The organism is Proteiniborus sp. DW1 (assembly GCF_900095305.1).
GTDB lineage: Bacteria > Bacillota > Clostridia > Tissierellales > Proteiniboraceae > Proteiniborus.
Genome location: NZ_FMDO01000007.1, coordinates 212375 through 235123, shown reverse-complemented (window position 1 = coordinate 235123; position 22749 = coordinate 212375). Strand labels below are relative to the sequence as shown.

The window sequence follows — 22749 nt, the reverse complement described above, 5'->3', positions numbered from 1 at the left end:
TGATAATCAAACAGAAAATCTAATATAATTCCTTCTCTAATATAAAGGATAGCTAATTCATTAGTAAAACTCTTAATCTATCATTTTAGGAATTTTACTATTATCTAGTCTTCTTCTAATATGCCTCTTGGCATTTCACCTATCTTTGCACCCTTTCCATATTTCCTAGCTGCATAAACATACGCTTCTAAGTTTTCCTTTGGTGTTCCCATTGCTACTTGACATCCACTAGAAAGTATATATCCTTTCGGTGAAGTAGCACTCTTTTGGATACATTCCTTCACGCTTTCTATTACATCATCTATACTACCGTTCTTTAAAATATCCACTGGCGGCACATTTCCTACAATGGCAAAGGTACCTCCTAGTACTTCACAGGCTTCTGCAATATCTTCACAATTGTCTACACTAAAAGAAGATATTTCTAACTCCTTTAGTTTTTCCCATATTCCTTTAGTATGCCCGCAGATATGCAAAGAAGGTTTCAAGCCTGTAATCTCTTTAAGACCTGAAACTAATCGTTTTAATTCTGGAAAAGAAAACTCTTCAAATTGGCTTAGGCTTAAGATATCTGTACAAGTAACAGGGTCTGATATAGACACTGTACCTGGTCCAAATTCCTTTGTAAAGACCTCTACCCATCTTAAAGAATTGTCTACAGCTAGGGCAATTAATTCTTTTAGTCTCTCTGGGTTCTTTCTTGTATCTCTAAGAACTTTTTCAATTGGACGAATTGCAATAGTTGTAGATAACGGACCTGCAACACCCGTATTTATTGGTATCTCGGGAAATTTCTCTCTTATTTTAGCTGCTTTTTCTAACATCGGTGTTAGAATTCTGTTATTATATGGATCAGCCTTATCAAGTTTATCCCAATCATCATAGCTCTGTAAAATATGTTCTTCTATACGATCAATCCCATGTTCTGGATGGAAAAGAGTTGAACCCATAGCAGCTCCCATGCCTCTAAGTCTCAAACCTAAATTAACTCCTTCTAAACCATAATCATCCCTTGCTCTTTCTATAATCTCAGCGAAAACATTAAAATCAGTATTTATTTTCCTAGTCGTATATCCATAGATTTCAGACAAAGCTTCATAAATTGAAATCAAGCCATATGGAATATGATCCACTTCTTCACCAGCAAAATATCTTTTTGACCTCTCTGATGGTGTCATTTCTGATTTTGCATCCTTCATCCTAAGCTTTAGTTCACTGTAGTCCATACTAAGACCTCCCCCTACTCTCATTTCTGTTACATTTTAGACAAACACATTTTACTTTACTCTCGTCAAAATTTTATCACAACAGTGCTTTTAATCAAATCAAATATGTTAATAGTAAATATAGTCAATATTAATAAAATTTATAAATTCTAATATGAACTTCTCAGCTCATGTAACTCCCTTTCTGCCGATAATGACTCACCAACTGCTTTATTTTTAGGCTACTGTTAAAGCATCCATTCTATGTTAAAGTTCTTTAGAATCCCTAGTAGAACCAAGGATTTTAATGAGACACAATAAAAGAGGCCAGTAGAAAAACCTACAAGCCTTGTATTAACAGAATATTATCCATAATTATCAGCTACTTCTAAAACAGCATCTACAGCATCAAATATACAGTTTGAAAAATTCTAATGACTTCTTAATTTCTTTATGAGCTTACTCGGTGACTTAAAGACTAGCTTTAAAAGAAAGCTAGCTATACAAATCTTCGGCAAATATAGTTAGAATTACAATCTTATACAGACTATTTCATTTTCTTATACAGCCAGTTTCCAATTGTCTGAATACCCTGAACCATTATAACAAGAATAAAGGCTGTCATATACATTACCTTTTTATTAAAACTCTGATATCCGTATGTAATAGCAACAGATCCAATACCACCAGCACCCATGGTCCCTGCCATAGCCGTAGAACCCAAAATAGCAATAGTGGCAATTATAACCCCAGAAATAATAGCTGGTGTTGCTTCTGACACAATAACACCAAAAATAATATGCTTATCTGAAATACCAAAAGACTGCATAGCTTCAATTAAATCTTTATCAACTTCTTGCATAGCACTTTCTATTAGTCTTGCAATAAACGCTGTAGCAGAAACAGTTAAAGGTACTACAGCAGCTTTTACCCCAAAAGAAGTACCTACTAAAGATTTTGTAAATGGAAGTAAAAATATCATCAAAATAACAAATGGAAATGAACGAACTACGTTTACAACAAAAGATAGCACTTGATAAATAAATTTATTTGGATGTAAACCATCTTTATTTGTTATTACTAATATAACAGCTATAATAAAACCTAGTATTGTAGATAATATAGTAGTAATTAGTACTATTTGAATAGTGGAACTAAATGCTGGTATCATAATCATCTTCCAAAAGTTCTTTTGATAATCAGATAGAAAATCAAACATATTTCCACCTCACGATCAATAAGAATTCCATTTAATGTTATTGTTATTTAAATATTGCTGAACTTTTTCGAAATCTTCTTCTTTAACATTAATTGTAATATAACCAAAATGTTTATCCCTATATCTTTCTAATTTCCCTTCTAAAATAGAAAACTCTATTTGGAGGTTCTTCGCTATTTGTTAGTGGTACTATTTGCTGCCTTTTATTTTTAGTGCTTCTATAAACTACATAGCTATCTTGTAGATTTAAGTCTTTAATAGTAATGTTACATATTGTATTAGCCCTAGCACCTGTCGCAAGAAGAAAATTGATTATTACCCATGTTCTATAATCTGCGAAGTTACATTCCTTGATATCAGGTTTCTTTAATAGTAATTCTAATTCTGCATCTGTATAGGTTTCTTTTATTTTCTTCTCTGCTTTAGATATAGTTATTTTAAATTTGTCTATATAACCTAATTTCATGAAATAATATAAAATTACTCTAATACCTCTAATGCTTGTATTAATTGATATGTCGTTCATTTTAGTATTTTGTCTTAGATACAAGATATAATCATCTATTACATTATCTTTTATTTCTTCTAACTTACCCTTGTAAAATTCTCTAAATGTTTTATACGTATTTTCGTAGTAAGTTAATGTCGCATCTGATAGATTTTTAACTCTGCAATACCTAATGAAATCTTTAAATGCACTATCAATATCTTTGTTAGTTTTATTATTAAAACCAATTTTTTTTACCATTTTTCACCTCCTAAGCATAAAAAAATAGGTACTATGACCAAGGAAAATTTCCTTAAAAATCATAGTACCTATTTTATGTTTCTTTCTTATGTCTAATCTCTATAAACGTTGAAATTTCAACTCATGGCGCGCCCTGAGGGATTCGAACCCCCGACCAACTGATTCGAAGTCAGCTACTCTATCCAGCTGAGCTAAGAGCGCATAAAAATGGTCAAAAAATAGAATGGAGCGGAAGACGAGATTCGAACTCGCGACCCTCGCCTTGGCAAGGCGATGCTCTACCACTGAGCCACTTCCGCATGCTTTAATTACGTAAATCTTTGATTAAATGTGATTGTAGTGCTCGAAAACTTCAGTTCTCAAATTTCCTTTTTATTGGTGCGGGAGAGAGGACTTGAACCCCCACGTCTATGACACTAGATCCTAAGTCTAGCGCGTCTGCCAGTTCCGCCACTCCCGCATGATTGGTGACCCATCCGCGACTCGAACGCGGGACACCCTGATTAAAAGTCAGGTGCTCTACCGACTGAGCTAATGGGTCATATGGGGTGGATAATGGGATTCGAACCCATGGCCTCCAGAGCCACAATCTGGCGCGCTAACCAACTGCGCTATACCCACCATATTTTTATTAAATGGCGTACCCACAGGGATTCGAACCCCGGACACACGGCTTAGAAGGCCGTTGCTCTATCCTGCTGAGCTATGGGTACGTTTATAAGCAGCTTGCTCCTGCAGGGGACTCTTAACTGTTGTCCTATGGAACAAATATTGAGGTTGGAGCGGGTGAAGGGAATCGAACCCTCACAACCGGCTTGGGAAGCCGGTGCTCTACCACTAAGCAACACCCGCGTTGGGCGTACAAATATTTTTTCAACTGACAATAATAAATTATACCAGCCTTAAGTACTTTCGTCAAGGCTTTTTCGACATTTTTTATTAGAATATTTATTACTTTAAGCTAACATTATTAATATATAATTTTATTAGCTATATTGTAATTATTTCACCCTTGACTTCATTATCATCTATATATAGTATTCCTATACTCTTTGATGTACCTGCTCTAGGTAGGGTAGGGCTTCCTGGGTTTAGAAAAAGAACACCATCGTATTCTACTAAGGTCGAGGTGTGACTATGACCAAATAAGGCTACATCCACATCTAGCTCTTTAGCTCTATAATAAATATCATTTAATCCTTGCTTAACTCTATATAAGTCACCATGAGTAGCAAAAATTTTCTTACCTTTTATTTCGATAATATTATCATCTGGAGTTTCAAAGTCATAAGAATCACAATTGCCTTTTACATTTAACACTGTAATATTAAAAGCTTCTCTAATGGCTTTAACATCCTTCGTATAATCTCCAAGGTGTATTATAATGTCAATCCCTTCTATTTTATTCAGTGCATCTATACACCCCTGAACATATCCATGAGTATCACTTATTATTGCTATTTTCATTGTACTCGTCCTCTAATAATATTTTAAGCTCTTTCTTAAGTTCTTTTAAAGCATTAGCCCTATGACTTATGGTGTTTTTAATCTCTTCACCTAGCTCTGCAAAAGTCTTCCCATATCCATCAACTATAAATAGAGGGTCATAGCCAAAGCCATTTTCTCCCTTTGGTTCGAAGCCTATTTGGCCAGTACATTCTCCTGATACCAGCTTTACACTCTTATCTTCTAAAACTATTGCAATTATAGTCTTAAACTTAGCTGTTCTATCTTCTAATGGTACTCCTTCTAACTTTTTTAGCAATTTCTGATTATTGCTTATATATGTTGCATTCTCACCACTATATCTAGCTGAATAGACACCAGGCTCTCCATTTAGCCTATCAACAAAAAGTCCTGTATCATCAGCTATAACTATACCATTTGCTCTTTTTGCTATTTCTACTGCTTTTTTTGTTGCGTTCTCCTCCAAGGTATCTCCATCTTCTATTACTTCAATATCACCACACCCTGCTTCAGTTTTTGAAAGTACAGTGATGGGTAGGTCTTTTAATATACTTTTTATTTCAGCTATCTTATGACTGTTATCACTTGAAACAATAAGTAATTTTTTATTCATATTTTGGCTCCCCTTTAGTTTCAGGTTTACTTACTCCTATAAGACTACTTATTTCTTCTCCTAGAGACTCTTTTTGAAATCTTATGAGCTCTGCATTGCCTTTTTGTGCTAATGCAATTAATTCATTCAAGTCATTTAAAGAAAATGGTGATTCTTCTCCAGTACCTTGAATCTCTACAAAATCTCCATTACCTGTCATTACAACATTCATGTCTACTTTTGCATTCGAATCTTCTTCATAACATAAATCCAATACAGCCTCATCATTGACAATTCCCACACTTACGGCTGATAAAAAATTCCTTAGAGGAATGTATGATATGCTTCCTTCTTTATATAGATTATACAAAGCGTCTGCTAGGGCTATAAAAGCCCCTGTTATAGAGGCCGTCCTAGTTCCTCCATCTGCTTGTATTACATCACAATCTATCCAAATAGTCCTTTCTCCTATGTCCTCTAATATAACAACAGATCTTAATGCTCTACCTATCAATCTTTGAATTTCTTGGCTTCTACCTTCTACCTTTCCTCTACTGGATTCTCTAATTTTTCTAGTAATAGTTGATCCAGGCAGCATTGAATATTCTGCTGTTATCCAACCTGTACCAGCACCCTTTAGAAAAAGTGGTACTCTATCCTCTATCATGGCAGTACAAATAACCTTTGTGTCTCCCATTTCTATTAAAACTGATCCTTGTGGATGTTTTATGTAGTTTCTAGTTATTCTAACTTTTCTTAATTCGTCATTATTTCTTTCATCTATTCTAGTCATATGTATTCACCTTTCAATTAATTTTACACATAATATTGTTTCCTACTATCCAATATAATAACAGAGAATATGATTTTTTTCTATTAATTTTAAATAAAACCATAGTCAATATAAAAACTCATGGTAACTAAGCATTATCCATGAGTTTTGTATATAATCTTTTAATACTCATTTGCGAAAACTGGTACTGTTTCTTGAGCTTCTATATCTAGCCCTGCTTCTTCTATAGTCTTGCCATCAAATAATATCTCCACATATTCTATTTCAGGGAACTCTTTTAATGTAAGTCCTATATTTTTAGTCATTTTATTAAATACAGTCTGATCTTCTAATATCTCAAAATCATGAGATATAATATCTACATAAGCTACTCCATTATATACTTCTACTCCTTGAAAATCTATTCCTTCTGGAATATCTGTATAAAGTCCTGATAAAGCAGGTGCTCCATCAAATAATGCTTCAAGAGATGTAAGTATATTTGCACTAGGCGCTGATGTAGGTACTGTTACAGGAACATAATATTCATAATCCCCATTGCTAGTTCCTTTATAGTATACAACAACCTTTGATTCTCCAGTCCCTAAGTCTTCTACTACATTTATGTCTTCTCTAGCTAATGGTTGTTGCACTTTTGTACCATATTTAAGTTCTGGTACTATCTTCCCGTCTACCATAAACTGTACTTCCTTAATATTTGAAAACTCGGTTAATGTGTATACTACACCCTTTACCATGTTTTCTTCATCTTTTTTTGATTGGCAATTCATAATTTGACTATTAAAGTCAACCTTACACAAACCAGTTTCTTCATTAATTGACATTCCAATTATTTCTGTTCCTGCAGGTATTATTGGCTTAAGCCCTATGCTGCTAATATCCTCCCTAATAGTGGGAGTATCCATGATGTTCTTAAGTGCTGCTTTGGCTATCCCCTCTTCCCAAGGAACTTTTCTTTTAACAGGTACAAGATATCCGTTTTCATTTTGATAATAAAGAACTGTGTTTCTTAGACTAGCATCATCCATAATGTTCTCATCTTCATCACTTCTTATGATTTCAATTTCTGGCTCTTCACTAGTTATTAAATCCTTCATAGTGTCTATTGCCTTACATCCAAATAGACCAAGTGCTAAAACTAGTACTATAGCAAGTATTAACAACTTTTTGATATACATTCATTACCCTCCCTTTGCTAAAACTACTTAATAAAGTATATTAGCCCTAAGGGAATACTATGAATATTTTGTTTATTTCTATTTCTTTTTAATTTTTGCAAAATATCCACCACTTATAAGCTTCGTAGTACTTACTGTTATGAAAACTCCTTTATCATGTGAAGCCAATAATTTGTGAAGTTTACTCAAATCTTTTCTTTTTAACATGATAGTTAATAAGTTCTTTGGACCTTCCTTTCCCTGTCCTTCTATTACCGTAACTCCAAATCCATTTTCCCTCAATTCATTAACGATACCTTGATCATTATCATTTAATATCACTTGAGCAGTTAAATTTCCTAAAGCAATTTTCTCTTCAATATAGCTACCAATATAGTTACCGCTGGCAAAGCCTAGTGCATACGCTAAAACGTTTCCTAGATTACTTAGCCCATTTACAACCTTACCTAAAGCTACAATATATATAATGACCTCAAAAAAACCTATTATTGCAGCATATTTTCTCCTACCTTGGACTACCATAAGCATTCTTATAGTAGCCAAAGAAACATCCATTATCCTTGCTCCAAAAATAAAAAGATACCCAAACAAAGCCTCCATAAAACTTCCTCCTTAATAATCTTTCTATTATATATTACCCTATCTAAAATATTATTAATAACTAATCAAAAAGTCATCCTATGCGTCAGGAGGAAGTCTTAAATCTAAGACTATCCTCTATAATAGGATGACGTTTCTTAGCCTTATTTAATTCTCAATTTTCCATTCTCAACTCTCAATTGCTCTTATTTTCCTAAACTATTAAAATAATTCACTATCCCATTTGCTAGTGCTTGAGCTGCTTTTTCGTGATATGCCTCTGTTATAATCAACTTTTCCTCCTCAGGATTAGTAAGGAATCCAAGCTCTGCAAGGGCAGCTACCATCTTTGTTTCTCTTACAACAACTAAGTCAGGTCTCTTTACTATTTTTCTATCTTCTCTATTAAGTCCTGATAATAGTGCATCTTGTATAGCTTTTGCAAATGGATATTGGTCCTCTTCTTTTACTTCACTATTAAAAGCAGGACAATATAGAGTCTGTACTCCTGCTATACTGCTTTTATCATTAGCATTAAAATGAACACTAATAAATGCATCAGCTCCATTTCTGTTTGCGATGTCTGCCCTTTCTTGAAGTACTATAAATTCATCTGTACTTCTTGTAAGTATAGTTCTAAATCCAAGCTCTCTAAGCTTTTTATCTAGTTTAAGTGCTACACTTAAATTCAAATCTTTTTCTTTTGTCTTAGAATAAGGTGAAACGGCTCCTGGATCCTTTCCTCCATGACCTGCATCAATAACAATAAGCCTTGCCCCATTATTTTCTTCTATTTTCTCAAAAGCCACCTCAATTAAATCATCTGTTGAACTTGAAAGTACTTCGTATGCTATCTTTTGCTTAAAGCTAAAAGTTATTTTCTTATACTCATCATCTTCATCTACCGTAATATTGCTTATATAGTCATCGTTTATTGCAACTATGCCCTTTGCTAAATCTATATCATCTTTGTCCACTCTAATCTGCATTTGTCTACTTTTTTCATTATATTCAATTGAATAGTCGGTTCTTTTTTCAGCATGGACTGTTATTAGACCACCGTCTTCATTTTTGTTTGAATAGGATATATTCTCAAAACCTTCATCGTCTACAAATATTATCAAACTATTTTTTTTCATGTCTACCTTGATGTTAGGAATTGCTCTATTCTCCTTTATATCAAGAACTACCCTTACTATATTATCTTGCCCTTCAACTGAAGAGTCAGGAATATATTGTGAAGAACGTACTGATTTAACGTATTCAGCATCTACATCAAACTGTAGGCTATCTGTCCATAACTTAGAATCAAGTATGTCAATAACCACCCTATTAGGATTAGTCAAGGTAAACATACTATATTTGAACTCCTCAGAGTTATTTATTACTATTGCTTCTTTACCATTTATGCTTTCCAAGCTAATATCTTGAACATTATTTAAAAAAGATATTGTCGTAAGCTTGTCCTCCATAGATGTGCTAATATTGTATCCTATGTGCTTATCTAAATCTATAACTATTCTAACAATTTCAGGTTCTTTAGAAAACTCCGCCATTCTTATGCTCTTTATAGGAGATTTATTGACTTCTATATTAACTACCCCATTAGAATCCACTATAGATTTGTCACTAATATTCAACCTGCTATTATGTACATCAATGATTAACCTGTCTGGCTCACTAAGATACTCTTCGCTATATTCGATTTTTCCAGTCGTAGTAAGTTTAATCTTTGGACTAGATTCTGATGATTCTTCTACTGTAATATTAGTAATCTCAATATTCTCAGATACTTGGCTTGTTATAATACCTGTCATAGTGTCTTGATCCCAGTCAACTATACATCCTAACACCTCTGACACAAATCTTAGAGGAACCATAATTCTAGCATCATTTACTATAATAGCCGGTACTCCATAAGGTATTTCTTTTTTAGTTCCATTTACTGAAACCATGGAACTATTTAGGGTTAAAACTATTTCTTGATTTGCTGTCTTAACAGTGGCTTCTTTAGTTTGTTGATTCCAACCTACCTCTGCTCCCAAGTGATTTCCAATAGATCTTATTGGGACTAGAGTTCTGTCTTTGAGAATAATTGGAGGTATATCAGTTTCAATAGGTTTTCCATCAAATATTACATTAGCCGTAGCAACATCTAGCTGCCTCCCATTAATACTAACTTTTGTGGATTGCTTTGAAGCTGCCATTACACTAGCTCCCAATCCCATTAACATAATAAACACCATAAAAGCTGCAACTATTTTCTTCATATCTTACCCCCTAAATTCTGCAATATTTTGTGATTATGTCTACTGCTTCTTTAGCTAATTCTGCAAATGTCTACAATTTTCACAGCTGTGTATAGTATATTTATATCATTTCACAAAATATTATGTCAATCGATTTGGGGTTTTGTAATATTCTTTTAATATAGCGAAAAAAACAGGAAAATCTAAATCACTTTATACAACTCATCACTATCAGGCGGTTCAATTTCCTTTAGTTCTCCATCTATCTCAACTAAAATATTCCCTTCTGTTATCTCACCTATTACTGACGCCTCTATTCCTTTTTCATAAAGTTCTTTCTGAATTTTATCCACCTTCTCTACAGGTGAAACTACTATTAAACTACCACTAGATATTAGTTTGTATGGATTGATACTAAGTACATTACATATTTCTCTTGTAGATTCCTTTAATGGTATAGCATCAATATTAATCTTAACTCCTTTTTTTGTAGCTACGCCAGTCTCCCAGACAGCCCCAAATACTCCTCCTTCAGTGATGTCATGCATGTAAGGCACTCCTATATGACCACAGATTATGCCTTCTGTCACAATACTTATATTTTCCATTAGAGACTTCCCTTCATCTATAAGGTATTGTGGAATTGAGTTTATTAGCTTTTCTTCAAGTTCTTTAGCTATTATAGCTGTTCCTTCTATGCCCGCACTTTTAGTAATCAATATTTTATCTCCTACCTTTACACGTTCAGGATCTAACATGTTTTTCTTTGCTTGCATTCCTAAAACTGTGGTTGAAACTATTATTCTATTTACTGTATCTGTTACCTCTGTATGTCCTCCTATGATTTCTACATTAAGCTCTGATGCTGCTTCATTAGCATCCTCCATTATTTTTTTTATATCTTCTTCTGTAGAACTAGGAGGGGCTAGTATGGTCATAAGTAGTCCTACTGGCTCAGCTCCATTAGAAGCTACATCATTGCATGAAATATGAACAGCTAATTTCCCAATATCTTTAACAGTGCCTGTAATTGGATCAGTGGATACTACACATACATTTTCACCAAAGTCTAGTACTGCACAGTCTTTTCCTATACCTGCCCTAGTTAATACCTCATTTCTATTGCGGCTTATGTTTGAGAATACAATCTTTTCTAATAGTTCATTTGGCAACTTGCCTATTTTCATTTTTTATTCCCCCTTATAGAGCTCCAAACATTCTTCAAATGTCATTATTTTGTGATCTGAAATTATTCTGAGTATAGTTATATCCTCAGGCTTTATGTCGTGGAAAATCATGACCTCTGCATCATATCCTTTTTCTTTATCACGTCTAAGTAGTAGATTTTCATTAAAGCTAAGCGATGTATTCCAATACTCTTCTATTGCTTTTTTACCTTCTCTATTTAAATAGCTATTTGCTACTTCAAAATATTTTACATCCTTTAATATAAATGGCTCATATATTCTATTGGCTAAATTTTCGTTTGCTATCCAACATCTTTCTTTATCTATTTTTAGGGCCAATACGACTGAATGAGAATGCCAAGAGTGATCCTTTTTATAGTTTAAGCTAGCAAATATAGCCTTTTCCCTTATAACCCAATCAGGAATATTCTCTGGCTTAAAGGAACTTATATATTTGTGAAACTCTAAATACATAGTACTATAAGTAGACTTATCATTATATTTTATACCATTATTCAGTATATTGTCCAAGTCAGTAATACAAGCTACATGATAAACAGTTTCTGTAGTATTATAGTCAGGAAAAAATGTAATATGATCACCTTCTTTCATATCTCTTCATTACTTAGAATAGCACATTTTGAAATAAAACTAAATCAAAATAATGACTAATATATTTGGGCAAAATATATTAAGTTTATCTGTATCGTGAGTTTTAAAAAGGAGGTGCCAGTAATGAACATAAACTGCTCTGAGAAATGTCTATATGAAAGAGATGGAATATGCACACTAAATCGCATAATTATTTCTTCTGGTAATATATCTTCTGGTTGCCCTTATTATAAGAATAAACAAGAATCACAGAAAAATACAAATAATAATTTTAAATAAAATTTATATTATTATATTATTCTGTTTTCTTCTTTAAACTATGCAGAATTTTGATAGGGTTGATTTTAATTTTGGAGCACACTTAGTTTGACCTACCTACAATTTTCTGAGAAAAGCACTTAGAAAATTGGGTTAGGTCATAAAAAACACCTCCAAGTAGATAATCTAACTTTAATTAATTAGACTGTCTACTTTGGAGGTATCATATCAAGGTTTTACCACTGCTTTTTTATTTATTTTAATGTTCTAGTATATAAGCCCATTTAAACTCAGTATCTGCACCTACTGCAAATCTAGCAATACCTTTTACATACTCTCTTTGTACATATATTCTTGCTGGATGATAGAATGGGTGGATAGGAACATCTTTTGCTAGTAATTTTTCAGCTTCTAGCATAGCATCTATTCTCTCGTCTCCTTCGCCTTCCATAGCTCTCTTAATAGCTGCGTCGTAATCTGGATTTGAATAATATGCATCATTGTTTCCTCCACCTGTTACAAATAGGTCCATAAATGTCATAGCATCATTGTAGTCTCCACCCCAACCAGCTAAGGATATTGAATAGTCTTTTTGATTATATCTCTCTAGACGCATAGCAAAGGTCATATTCTCTATTGCAAGTTCCACTCCTAATGCATCCTTCCACATTTGCTGGTATGCTTGACTTGTTCTTTGATGCCATGTAGAATCTCCTGCTATGAATGATGCATTTTTCTGAAACTCTTCTCTTGTTATTCCTAGCTCCTTAAGTCCTTCTTCAAAATGCTCTTTTGCTTTTTTAGGATCATATGGTAATGAAACATGACCACGGTTTTCAGCAAAATCTTTACCGTCTTTTCCTGCTAGTAATGGTGGAGTTAATCCTCCTGCTACTATAGAACCATCAGCCATTACTTTGTCTACATATTCTTGGTTATTACTTGCATAAGCAAATGCTTTTCTAATATTTAGGTTGCTGAAATACTCATCTTCACAGTTAAATTGTACATACCAAGTTGTTGCATCTGCTGCTGTACCAAATTCAGGTGTATCTTTATACTTTTCTAAGAACTCTGTTGGAACTCCTGTTACATCAAGTCCACCAGTGTCATAAAGGTTTATTCTAGTGTTGTTATCAGTAATCATATCTCCTTCGATTCTTTCAAGCTTAACTGTATCTGCATCCCAGTAATTTGGATTCTTTGCTAGGTTCAATTTTTGTTCATGCTCCCATAGCTCAATCACGAATGGTCCACTATAAACCATTTTATCTGGTGAGGAAGCAAATTCTTCACCAAATGCCTCAACTGCTGCTTTTTGAGCAGGGATATAAGTTATAAATGATGTTAAACCAATAAAGAATGGTGTTGGTCTTACTAACTCAACTTCTAGAGTTTTGTCGTCTAAAGCTTTTATACCTACTTGGCTTCTATCTGTTATTGCACCTGTATTATATTCTTCCGCCCCTTTGATGTGATAGAACTGATATGCATACTCAGCCGCTGTTTCTGGCTCAATTGCTCTAAACCATGCATATTCGAAATCATATGCAGTTATTGGAGTACCATCTGACCACTGGGCATCTCTAAGTTTAAATGTATAGGTTAGTTCATCATCACTAATTGTCCAATCTTCTGCTAGTCCGGAACCTTTTGGTGTAGTTCCATCTGGCTGAGTTCTTACTAAACCTTCATATACAGCATTGATAATCCAGAATGAAACTTGGTCTGTAGATGTTTGAGGATCTAGGTCTGGTGGCTCTGCTCCCCAGTTATATCTTAAAACTTGCTCTGCAGCCAACTTTTCTCCAGCCTTTGGTCCAGGTGTTGTCTTCGAACTACTGCTGCATCCAACAAGACCTAGTGATAAAATCATCACTAAAACCAATGTTAATGCTAGAATTTTTTTCATAAATTCTCCCCCTCAGATTATTATTTACTTAAAAAGTAACTTTTCAGATTAATTTTCTATAATATCACCTCCTGCTTATTCTATAATTTTATCAAAACTATATTTATGTAATATTCAATAAATTCAGAACAATCTCCTTCTTGTAATTAATTTATTACAAAAATGTAATATTGCAGAGCGTTTACTTTTATATATATTTTAAAATTATTATATATTTACTACATATAATAGTTTATGTAAATTATATTATTCAAGTAATTTTCTCTACTATTATTTTTATGTATGTACATTCTACATAATTCCAAAAACAGAAAATCAGAGGCCTAGGTCCCTCGATTAAGAAAATTTCTAAATCTTGAACCCTCTCCTCTGATTTATTTTATTCTAGTGCTCTAATATATATGCCCATTTATATTCGGTATCACAACCAACTGCAAATCTAGCAATATCTTTTACATATTCTCTTTGTACATATACTCTTGCAGGATGGAATAATGGGAATATTGGAAGGTCTTCAGCTAAATGCTTTTCAGCCTCTATCATAGCATCTATTCTTTCGTCACCTTCACCTTCCATAGCTTTCTTAATATTTGCATCATACTCAGGGTTTGAATAATATGCATCATTATTTCCGCCACCTGTTACGAATAAATCCATAAATGTCATTGGGTCGTTATAATCTCCACCCCAACCAGCTAGAGTTATTCCATAGTCCTTGCTATCGTATCTTTCTAGACGCATTGCAAATGACATTTGTTCAATCTTTAGTTCTACTCCTAAAGTATCCTTCCACATTTGTTGCATTGCTTGCATTGTTCTGCTCCACCATGTAGATTCTCCACCAATGAAGGATACATTCTTTACAAATTCTTCTTTTGTAATTCCTAATTCTTTTAGTCCTGTTTCAAAATACTCTTTAGCTTTTGCTGCATCATATTCATCATATAGATTCCCACGGTTCTCAGCAAAATCTTTGCCATCTTTTCCTGCTAATAGTGGTGGTGTTAATCCTCCTGCTACTATAGAACCATCTGCTAATACATTGTCAACATATGCTTTTCTATTAGATGCATAAGCAAATGCTTTTCTAATATTTATGTTACTGAAATATTCATCTTCCATGTTAAATTGTAAATACCAAGTTGTTGCATCAGCTGCTGTACCAAATTCAGGTGTATCTTTGTATTTCTCAATAAACTCTGATGGAACTGCAGTTACATCAAGCTCACCAGTATCGTAAAGGTTAATTCTAGTATTATTATCAGTAATCATATCTCCTTCTATTCTTTCAAGCTTAACTATGTCTGCATCCCAGTAATTTGGATTTTTAGCTAGGTTTAATTTTTGCTCTTTGTCCCATGTTTCAATCATAAATGGTCCACTATAAACCATTTTATCTGGTGAGGAAGCAAATTCTTCACCTAAATTTTCAACTGCTGCTTTTTGAGCAGGCATATAGCTTATAAATGATGTTAGGCTTAAGAAAAATGGAGTTGGTCTTACTAACTCAACTTCTAATGTTTTTTCATCTAATGCTTTGATACCTACTTGATTTCTGTCTGTTATTTCTCCCTTATTATATGCTTCTGCACCTTTTATGTGGTAGAATTGGTATGCATATTCTGCTGCTGTTTCTGGTTCTATTGCCCTAAACCATGCATATTCGAAATCATATGCAGTTATTGGTGTCCCATCTGACCACTGAGCATCTCTTAGTTCAAATGTATAAGTCAATCCATCTTCACTAATTCTCCAGTCCTCTGCTAATCCTGAACCTTTTGTGATGCTTCCATCTGGCTGTTGTCTCACTAATCCTTCATAAATAGCATTAATAATCCAGAAAGAAACTTGGTCTGTTGATGTTTGTGGGTCTAGATCTGGTGGCTCTGAACCCCAGTTAACTCTCAACACTTGTTCTGCTGCCAGTTTTTCTTCCCCTTGAGAAGGATTACCAGCATTGTTATCATTTGTATCTTTGTCTGTGCTATTGCCACAAGCAGTTAAGCCTATAGTTAGCACCATAAAAATAGCTAATACCAAAGCTACCCATTTGATTCTTCTCATGTTTTTCTCCTCCCTTTATCTCAAAGTTATTCTGTATATAATGAAATTGATTCCTTCAAATCTTCAGGAATATACTAGTTACTTTAACTTCCTTGAATATGAAGAAAATCAATGTTCACCCTATGTCATGAAAAATCTATTTTATCATATGACATGCAACAAAGTGTCCTGGATATATCTCTTTTAACTCAGGAGTCTCTTTTCTACAAATATCTTGAGCCATTCTACATCTACCTTGAAATTTACATCCTGGTGATGGGTTTATAGGACTTGGTACGTCTCCCTCAAGCATAATTCTCTTTCTATCCTTCTCAATCTCAGGGTCAGGAATTGGTACTGCTGATAGTAATGCCTGAGTATAGGGGTGAAGAGGTCTTTCATAAAGCTCATTGCTATCTGCAAGCTCTACAATTGTTCCCAAATACATAACTGCTATTCTATTTGAAATATGTTTAACCATACTCAAATCATGAGCAATAAATAAATAGGTAAGTCCAAACTCAGTTTGTAAGTCTTCTAATAGGTTAACTACTTGTGCTTGAATAGACACATCAAGAGCAGAAATAGGCTCATCACAAACGATAAACTTTGGTTCTACAGCAAGTGCCCTCGCAATACCTATACGCTGTCTTTGTCCACCGCTAAATTCATGAGGATATCTACTTGCATGTTCTCTTCGAAGTCCAACTAGCTCTAGCAAATTATATATTCTTTTTTGCCTATCCTGTCCCTTATGAAGACCATGAATATCTATACCTTCTCCTATAATGTCCGTAACTGTCATTCTAGGATTAAGGGAAGCATATGGATCCTGAAATATCATCTGAGCAGATCTAGTGAACTGCTTCTTTTCTGATTTACTAAGTCTACCCACATCCATTCCATCAAAAATAATTTCTCCGTCTGTAATATCGTAAAGGCCAACTATAGTTCTACCAGCAGTAGATTTTCCACACCCAGATTCTCCAACTAAGCCTAAGGTTTCTCCTTCTTTTATACTGAAGCTTATTCCATCTACAGCTTTAAGAGTTAGTCCTCTACCAACGTTAAAATATTTTTTCAGGTTTCTAACTTCTATTAAATTTTTTCTTTCATCCATATTAGCTACCTCCCTTCTCCAGTAATAGGATTTATAACCTTAGGTGCATCTTGGTGTTGTAACCAACAATTCACATAATGAGTGTCAGTTAAGTTAGTCTTTTCTGGATGTTGATGCTTACATATTTTCATAGCATGTTCGCATCTTGCAGCAAAAGGACACCCCTTAGGTGGTGCAAATAAGTCTGGAGGAGTCCCCTCTATAGGTACTAGCCTCTCTTTCTCACCTGTGTCTAACCTTGGTACTGATTTTAAAAGCCCCCATGTATATGGATGCTGAGGATTGTGGAATATTTCATGTGCTGTACCACTTTCGATTATAACACCTGCATACATAACTGCAATTCTATCTGCTACCTTAGCAACAACCCCAAGGTCATGAGTTATCAAAATAATCGATGTATTAAGCTTTCTTTGTAAGTCCTGCATTAATTCCATGATTTGAGCCTGAATAGTAACATCTAGTGCTGTTGTAGGCTCATCAGCTATTAATAACTTTGGATTACATGCTAAAGCTATGGCAATCATAGCTCTTTGTCTCATACCACCACTGAATTCGTGGGGATACTGTTCAACACGTTTTTCAGGTGTTGGCATACCAACTAGCCTTAGCATCTCTATTGCTCTTTCTTTTGCTTCTGATTTAGTGAATTTTTGATGCTTCATAAGTCCTTCCATTATTTGCTTACCAACTCTCATAGTTGGGTTTAAAGAAGTCATAGGGTCTTGGAAAATCATACTTATATCCTTACCACGTACTGCTTCCATTTGCTTGTCTGTAAGTTTAGCCAGATCTTTTCCCTCAAAGAAGATATTACCTTTTTTAATTCTTCCAGGGGGCATAGGAATAAGCTGCATTATAGTCTGCGCCGTAACTGATTTACCACAACCTGATTCTCCTACTATAGCTAAAGTTTCACCCTTATTGACGTGAAAGGATGCTCCTCTCACTGCCTGTACTTCACCAGCATAAGTGTCAAAGGATACAGTCAAATCCTTAACTTCTAATAAAACATTATTTTTATTAGCCAAGTTTTTCCCCCCCTACTTTCTAAGTCTTGGGTCTAATGAATCTCTCAGACCGTCACCTAAAATATTAAATGCAAGCATAGTTATACAAATAAGAAGTGCTGGGAAGAACATTTGATATGGCTTTATCAAAAGCATTAATGTTCCTTCATTAGCTAAACTACCCCAGCTTGCTAAAGGTGGCTGAATACCAAGTCCTATATAGCTTAAGAAAGCCTCAGTAAATATAGCACTAGGAACTTGGAATGTAAGGTTAATGATGATTGGTCCCATTGCATTTGGAATTAAGTGCTTAGCAATGATTCTTGATGTATCAGCTCCTAGCGTCTTAGCAGCTAATACATATTCCATTTGCTTTAATTGTAACACCTGACCTCTAACTAGTCGTGCCATTCCCCCCCAGCCAGAGATAGATATGGCAATAATTATTGTTTTTAATCCTGTGCCCATTACCACCATTAGCAGAATTACCCATAATAGTTCTGGAATGGAATATATAATCTCAACAAAACGCATCATTATAATATCTACATATCCACCTAGATAACCAGCAATACCACCATAGATAATACCTATAGTTACGTTAATAATTGCTGATACTAGACCTATAAATAGTGAAATCTTTGCACCAGCCCAGCATCTAACAAATATATCTCTTCCTAAAGCATCAGTTCCAAACCAATGTTCTGCACTTGGTTCTTTATTAATTACAGTATAATCTTGGCCATCATAAGTGTGTGGACTTATCATAGGTCCTACAAATGCCATAATAACTACTAAAGAAAGTACTATTAATGCAACTATTGCTAGCTTATTTTCTTTTAATCTTCTCCAAGCATCTGCCCAATAAGTTAAGCTTGGTCTAATTACAGCATCTGCACTTTCCAAGTCCTTTCCCACTATTTCAAACATGTCTTTTTCAATACTAATTTGTGCCATTTCTTTCCCCCCTTTTAATCATCTAATCTTATTCTTGGGTCTACTAGTCCATATACGATATCTATTAAATACATCATAACAACAAGGATAACAGCATAGAATATTGTTGTTCCCATTATCAATGTATAATCATTTTGCTGAATACTTTGAACATAATATTTACCCATACCAGGTACAGCAAATATTGACTCAACTACGAAAGAGCCAACTACAACCCCAGCAATACTAACACCTATTATTGTAACCACTGGAAGTATGGCATTTCTAATTGTATGCTTCCAAGTAACAGCACCTCTAGAAAGTCCTTTTGCTTTAGCAGTTCTAATATAGTCCTGACTTAAAACATCTAACATACTAGTTCTCATCATTCTAGCAATATATGCAATCATAGTAAATCCTAAGGCTGCAACCGGCAATACCATATGTTTCCAAGTGCCCCATCTAGCTACAGGAAACCATTGAAGCTTTGCCCCAAACCAATACTGGAATAGTGCTGCAAACACAAATCCAGGGACTGAAACTCCTACAACTGCAAGTAGAATGACAAAATAGTCAAATATCTTTCCTCTATTTAGTGCTGCTATAATACCAAAACTAATTCCCAAACCTGCTCCTAAAGCTACAGCCATGAGTCCAAGTTTAGCTGAAACAGGGAATGAAGTTCTTAGCATATCATTAACAGTTCTTGTTTTGTACTTCATAGAATCTCCCAAATCACCTTTAAGCAGATTCTTAAGATATGTTCCATATTGAACAATTAGAGGCTTATCTAAGCCATATTTTCTTTTTAAGTTTTCCATGATTTGTGGCTGAATTTTCTTTTCGTTAGTGAATGGATCTCCAGGTATTGCACGCATTAAGAAAAAAGTAACTGTTATAATTACCCAGATAGTTATAAGGGCTATGAGTCCTCGTTTTAAAGTATACCTTAACATGAATACACCTCCAAAATTCTTTTTTGAACATTAAAAAGCATAAAAAACTCTCTCCCCTTTCTAATGAGTTAATTAAAAATAACATGACATTGGAAACTTTCTTTGAAACCTGAAGTAAAAAGTGAACTCTTAGGTAAGACTACGCTAAGACTAAGATAAGTATGATATGAAATGCATCCACCAATTGTCAGAACTTTTAAAACTTTTATTAATGATACATCATATTTATCCACTTTTCAATTAAATCTAGTTAAATAAATTGTTAACAAAATGTAACAATCTCATGGTTATGCCGTTTCATTGCCATGTTTTTTTATAAACAGCAGTTTTTCAAAGGAAGAGCGGTAGGTATTAAATATCTTTTTTGTTATTTTTTGACTATGACTGTTAAAAAAACTTTTGCTAATTATTAAATAAAATTAACATTTAAGCAAATTAGCTATATTTCCCATTCTAGAGTTTTAGAATAAATAGAATTGAAAAAAATCAATACTTAGTATAAGTCCGTCTAAATGACTGAATATGTCAATTTAAAAGAACCGCTTATAACAAAATATTATACTAGTAATAAAAAAATAATTCAACAGCGTTTTCTAAAATAAAACAAGAAAATGCAGGATGTATTGCCACATCTTGCATTTTCTTGTTAATACTATGAATATTTTGTCTTATTATATCAATTATTTTACTATATCTAAAAATTCTTCTCCTGTTATTATCTTTATACCTAGCTCCCTAGCCTTATCAGCCTTGGAGCCAGCATCTTCTCCTACAATTACATAATCAGTCCTTTTACTTACGCTTCCAGAAGTCTTACCACCCATTTTTTTGATTAAAGCTTCTGCCTGACTTCTGCTAAACCCTTCAATAGTACCTGTTATGACCACTGTTTTACCAGTAAAAATGGATTCTTGCTCTATTTCCTCATGCTCATATTTAATATTGATTCCTTCTGATAGCAATTTATTAATACTATCTAGTATTTTTTCATCATGGAAAAATTCGATTATACTGTTAGCTATTATATCCCCAATGTCAGGTACTTTAATGAGTTCTTCATAAGTAGCAACCATTATTTTGTCTAAGGATTTGAATTCATCTGCCAGATCAGTTGCTGTTTTTCTACCTACATTAGGTATTCCCAAGGCATATACGAATGAATCTAGGCTACAATCCTTACTTTTTTCAATAGCATCTAAAAGATTTTGAGCCTTTTTAGGTCCAAATCTTTCTAGGTTTATCAAATCCTCAAACTTTAGCTCATATAGGCCAGGTATATCCTTTAAGTCAATCTCCTCGAAAAGTTGAGAGGCAGTCTTTTCACTAAAGCCTTCTATATTCATAGCATCTCTACTTGCATAATGAACTAATCTTGACACAAGCTGTGGCTTACAGGATAGAGAATTAGGGCAAAACATATGTACTCCATTCTGAACCAACTCACTATTGCATGATGGGCATTTTTCAGGCTTTGCTATTTCAGTTATATCTTCTTGGGCTTCTTCTACAATTCCCATTATCTCTGGTATTACATCATTAGACCTTCTTATCCATACTCTACAGCCTATAGCTACTTTTTTTCTTTGAATATCATCCCAGTTATTAAGTGTCGCTCTCTTTACTGTAACTCCTCCAATATCAATTGGCTCCAAAAGTGCTGTTGGTGTCACTTTTCCAGTTCTTCCAACATTCCACTCTATACCTAACAGCTTTGTAGTCACTTCCTCTGCTTCAAATTTATATGCTATAGCCCACCTTGGAAACTTCTGAGTATACCCTAGAGCATCCCTAGTCCTCATGTCATTTATTTTGATTACTAAACCATCAGTAAGTATATCTAGTCCCTTTCTATCTTCTTTAACTTTTTCAATCTCTTCTATAACTTCTTCTATACTATTAAATAGTCTAAAATACTCATTTACAGGAAAGCGGTTTTCCTTCAAAAATTCTATCATTTCTACATGGGTATTGAAGTTAAGGCTTTCAGTGTAGCCTATATTATAGAAATAAGCTATTAGATTTCTTTCAGCTGTAATCTTTGGATCAAGATTCCTTAAAGCACCAGCAGCAGCATTCCTTGCATTCTTAAGAGGCTCTGCTGCATTCTCGTTATACTTTTCAAGGGCAGAAAGCGGCATTAATCCTTCCCCTTGTACTTCTATAGTCCCCTTATGGTCTATACTAAGTGGTATGGATTTTATTGTTTTAAGCTGAGGTAGTATTGCCTCGCCTGTGATTCCATTTCCTCTAGTAGCTCCTTGGGCCAGCTTGCCGTCCATGTAGGTTAGATTAATAGTTAATCCATCAAATTTTAATTCCATTACATAAGTTGGCTGTGGCAGCTTTTCATCATGAACCAGGTTATACTGCTCTATTAGCTTCCTGACTCTTTGATCCCAGCTTCTAAGTTCTCCAAAGCTTTGCCCCTTATCTAAGCTCCATAAGCTGCCTAAATGTCTATGTTTTTCAAATTTTTCAAGTGGCTCTCCACCTACTCTTTGAGTAGGTGAATCTGGGAGTATTATACCAGTTTCACTTTCAAGACTTAATAGTTCGTCATAAAGCAAATCGTATTCCTTATCACTGACCTTTGGGCTGTCTAGTGTATAATAATAGTAATTAAGCTCGTTTAAAATATCCACTAGCTCTTTTATTCTGTTCTGTTTATCCAAAAAAGTTCACCTT

At 34.1% G+C, this 22749-nt stretch carries 19 protein-coding genes and 7 tRNA genes; 1 reads left to right on the top strand and 25 read right to left on the bottom strand.

Annotated features, from left to right (window positions below):
• Nucleotides 1–104: 104 nt before the first annotated feature.
• The 18 genes from DW1_RS02425 to DW1_RS02335 all read right to left on the bottom strand — a co-directional run bounded on the left by DW1_RS02425 (nt 105) and on the right by DW1_RS02335 (nt 11829).
• Complete coding sequence (locus DW1_RS02425) at nt 105–1226, bottom strand: uroporphyrinogen decarboxylase family protein (RefSeq protein WP_074349033.1); 1122 nt, start codon at nt 1224–1226, stop codon at nt 105–107.
• A gap of 526 nt (nt 1227–1752) precedes the next feature.
• Complete coding sequence (locus tag DW1_RS02420) at nt 1753–2424, bottom strand: methionine ABC transporter permease (RefSeq protein ID WP_074349032.1); 672 nt, start codon at nt 2422–2424, stop codon at nt 1753–1755.
• A 118-nt stretch (nt 2425–2542) separates the two neighbouring features.
• Nucleotides 2543–3172: a tyrosine-type recombinase/integrase gene (locus DW1_RS02410; protein WP_074349031.1), complete on the bottom strand. Its 630-nt coding sequence runs from the start codon at nt 3170–3172 to the stop codon at nt 2543–2545.
• A gap of 124 nt (nt 3173–3296) precedes the next feature.
• Nucleotides 3297–3373: transfer RNA gene (locus tag DW1_RS02405), tRNA-Arg, on the bottom strand.
• A 23-nt stretch (nt 3374–3396) separates the two neighbouring features.
• Nucleotides 3397–3471, bottom strand: a tRNA-Gly gene (locus DW1_RS02400).
• A 77-nt stretch (nt 3472–3548) separates the two neighbouring features.
• Nucleotides 3549–3632: transfer RNA gene (locus DW1_RS02395), tRNA-Leu, on the bottom strand.
• A gap of 5 nt (nt 3633–3637) precedes the next feature.
• Nucleotides 3638–3713 (bottom strand) — tRNA-Lys (locus DW1_RS02390).
• A 3-nt stretch (nt 3714–3716) separates the two neighbouring features.
• Nucleotides 3717–3793 (bottom strand) — tRNA-His (locus tag DW1_RS02385).
• A gap of 15 nt (nt 3794–3808) precedes the next feature.
• A tRNA-Arg gene (locus DW1_RS02380) sits at nt 3809–3885 on the bottom strand.
• A 65-nt stretch (nt 3886–3950) separates the two neighbouring features.
• Nucleotides 3951–4024 (bottom strand) — tRNA-Gly (locus tag DW1_RS02375).
• A 138-nt stretch (nt 4025–4162) separates the two neighbouring features.
• The gene (locus DW1_RS02370; RefSeq protein ID WP_074349030.1) at nt 4163–4639 is read right to left on the bottom strand and encodes a metallophosphoesterase family protein; all 477 of its coding nucleotides are present in this window, start codon (nt 4637–4639) and stop codon (nt 4163–4165) included.
• Entirely contained in the window at nt 4617–5252 is a 636-nt protein-coding gene (locus tag DW1_RS02365; protein ID WP_074349029.1) for an XTP/dITP diphosphatase, read from the bottom strand. Before DW1_RS02365 ends, DW1_RS02370 begins: the two co-directional genes overlap by 23 nt.
• Nucleotides 5245–6024 (bottom strand): ribonuclease PH, encoded by a 780-nt coding sequence (rph, locus tag DW1_RS02360; protein WP_074349028.1) that lies wholly within the window; start codon nt 6022–6024, stop codon nt 5245–5247. The genes DW1_RS02365 and rph overlap by 8 nt, the downstream gene beginning before the upstream one ends.
• Before the next feature lie 161 nt (nt 6025–6185).
• A complete protein-coding gene (locus DW1_RS02355; RefSeq protein ID WP_074349027.1) occupies nt 6186–7202 on the bottom strand; it encodes a GerMN domain-containing protein in 1017 nt (338 codons plus the stop codon).
• Between the two features lie 78 nt (nt 7203–7280).
• Nucleotides 7281–7802, bottom strand: a complete 522-nt coding sequence (locus DW1_RS02350; protein WP_074349026.1) for a DUF2179 domain-containing protein — start codon at nt 7800–7802, stop codon at nt 7281–7283.
• A 185-nt stretch (nt 7803–7987) separates the two neighbouring features.
• Entirely contained in the window at nt 7988–10051 is a 2064-nt protein-coding gene (locus DW1_RS02345; RefSeq protein ID WP_074349025.1) for an N-acetylmuramoyl-L-alanine amidase family protein, read from the bottom strand.
• Between the two features lie 182 nt (nt 10052–10233).
• A complete protein-coding gene (locus tag DW1_RS02340; protein ID WP_074349024.1) occupies nt 10234–11217 on the bottom strand; it encodes an AIR synthase family protein in 984 nt (327 codons plus the stop codon).
• A 3-nt stretch (nt 11218–11220) separates the two neighbouring features.
• Nucleotides 11221–11829 carry a hypothetical protein gene (locus tag DW1_RS02335; protein ID WP_074349023.1) on the bottom strand — a complete coding sequence of 203 codons (609 nt, stop codon included), beginning with the start codon at nt 11827–11829 and terminating at the stop codon, nt 11221–11223.
• 123 nt (nt 11830–11952) lie between these two features.
• Between DW1_RS02335 and DW1_RS15405 the strand changes: the two genes are divergently transcribed.
• Complete coding sequence (locus tag DW1_RS15405) at nt 11953–12108, top strand: hypothetical protein (protein ID WP_159433536.1); 156 nt, start codon at nt 11953–11955, stop codon at nt 12106–12108.
• A 238-nt stretch (nt 12109–12346) separates the two neighbouring features.
• On the opposite strand, the gene DW1_RS02330 is transcribed toward DW1_RS15405, so the two are convergent.
• From DW1_RS02330 to ligA, 7 genes are all read right to left on the bottom strand, one after another.
• Nucleotides 12347–13999 (bottom strand): peptide ABC transporter substrate-binding protein, encoded by a 1653-nt coding sequence (locus tag DW1_RS02330; protein ID WP_074349022.1) that lies wholly within the window; start codon nt 13997–13999, stop codon nt 12347–12349.
• A gap of 384 nt (nt 14000–14383) precedes the next feature.
• Entirely contained in the window at nt 14384–16063 is a 1680-nt protein-coding gene (locus DW1_RS02325) for a peptide ABC transporter substrate-binding protein (protein WP_074349021.1), read from the bottom strand.
• 136 nt (nt 16064–16199) lie between these two features.
• Nucleotides 16200–17162: an ABC transporter ATP-binding protein gene (locus DW1_RS02320; RefSeq protein ID WP_074349020.1), complete on the bottom strand. Its 963-nt coding sequence runs from the start codon at nt 17160–17162 to the stop codon at nt 16200–16202.
• A gap of 5 nt (nt 17163–17167) precedes the next feature.
• Entirely contained in the window at nt 17168–18193 is a 1026-nt protein-coding gene (locus DW1_RS02315; protein WP_074349019.1) for an ABC transporter ATP-binding protein, read from the bottom strand.
• 12 nt (nt 18194–18205) lie between these two features.
• Nucleotides 18206–19129, bottom strand: coding sequence for an ABC transporter permease (locus tag DW1_RS02310; RefSeq protein WP_074349018.1), 924 nt, complete (start codon nt 19127–19129; stop codon nt 18206–18208).
• 14 nt (nt 19130–19143) lie between these two features.
• Entirely contained in the window at nt 19144–20064 is a 921-nt protein-coding gene (locus DW1_RS02305) for an ABC transporter permease (protein WP_074349017.1), read from the bottom strand.
• A 680-nt stretch (nt 20065–20744) separates the two neighbouring features.
• Nucleotides 20745–22736 carry an NAD-dependent DNA ligase LigA gene (gene ligA, locus DW1_RS02300; RefSeq protein WP_074349016.1) on the bottom strand — a complete coding sequence of 664 codons (1992 nt, stop codon included), beginning with the start codon at nt 22734–22736 and terminating at the stop codon, nt 20745–20747.
• Nucleotides 22737–22749: the final 13 nt, after the last annotated feature.

What these genes read in the sequence shown, in the direction of transcription:
- DW1_RS02425 (WP_074349033.1), bottom strand. Translation starts at nt 1,226, where the DNA reads ATGGACTACAGTGAACTAAAGCTTAGGATGAAGGATGCAAAATCAGAA.
- DW1_RS02410 (WP_074349031.1), bottom strand. Translation starts at nt 3,172, where the DNA reads ATGGTAAAAAAAATTGGTTTTAATAATAAAACTAACAAAGATATTGAT.
- DW1_RS02340 (WP_074349024.1), bottom strand. Translation starts at nt 11,217, where the DNA reads ATGAAAATAGGCAAGTTGCCAAATGAACTATTAGAAAAGATTGTATTC.
- DW1_RS02305 (WP_074349017.1), bottom strand. Translation starts at nt 20,064, where the DNA reads ATGTTAAGGTATACTTTAAAACGAGGACTCATAGCCCTTATAACTATC.
- DW1_RS02420 (WP_074349032.1), bottom strand. Translation starts at nt 2,424, where the DNA reads ATGTTTGATTTTCTATCTGATTATCAAAAGAACTTTTGGAAGATGATT.
- DW1_RS02310 (WP_074349018.1), bottom strand. Translation starts at nt 19,129, where the DNA reads ATGGCACAAATTAGTATTGAAAAAGACATGTTTGAAATAGTGGGAAAG.
- DW1_RS02355 (WP_074349027.1), bottom strand. Translation starts at nt 7,202, where the DNA reads ATGTATATCAAAAAGTTGTTAATACTTGCTATAGTACTAGTTTTAGCA.
- rph (WP_074349028.1), bottom strand. Translation starts at nt 6,024, where the DNA reads ATGACTAGAATAGATGAAAGAAATAATGACGAATTAAGAAAAGTTAGA.
- DW1_RS02370 (WP_074349030.1), bottom strand. Translation starts at nt 4,639, where the DNA reads ATGAAAATAGCAATAATAAGTGATACTCATGGATATGTTCAGGGGTGT.
- DW1_RS02335 (WP_074349023.1), bottom strand. Translation starts at nt 11,829, where the DNA reads ATGAAAGAAGGTGATCATATTACATTTTTTCCTGACTATAATACTACA.
- DW1_RS02365 (WP_074349029.1), bottom strand. Translation starts at nt 5,252, where the DNA reads ATGAATAAAAAATTACTTATTGTTTCAAGTGATAACAGTCATAAGATA.
- DW1_RS02350 (WP_074349026.1), bottom strand. Translation starts at nt 7,802, where the DNA reads ATGGAGGCTTTGTTTGGGTATCTTTTTATTTTTGGAGCAAGGATAATG.
- DW1_RS02345 (WP_074349025.1), bottom strand. Translation starts at nt 10,051, where the DNA reads ATGAAGAAAATAGTTGCAGCTTTTATGGTGTTTATTATGTTAATGGGA.
- DW1_RS15405 (WP_159433536.1), top strand. Translation starts at nt 11,953, where the DNA reads ATGAACATAAACTGCTCTGAGAAATGTCTATATGAAAGAGATGGAATA.
- DW1_RS02325 (WP_074349021.1), bottom strand. Translation starts at nt 16,063, where the DNA reads ATGAGAAGAATCAAATGGGTAGCTTTGGTATTAGCTATTTTTATGGTG.
- DW1_RS02320 (WP_074349020.1), bottom strand. Translation starts at nt 17,162, where the DNA reads ATGGATGAAAGAAAAAATTTAATAGAAGTTAGAAACCTGAAAAAATAT.
- DW1_RS02330 (WP_074349022.1), bottom strand. Translation starts at nt 13,999, where the DNA reads ATGAAAAAAATTCTAGCATTAACATTGGTTTTAGTGATGATTTTATCA.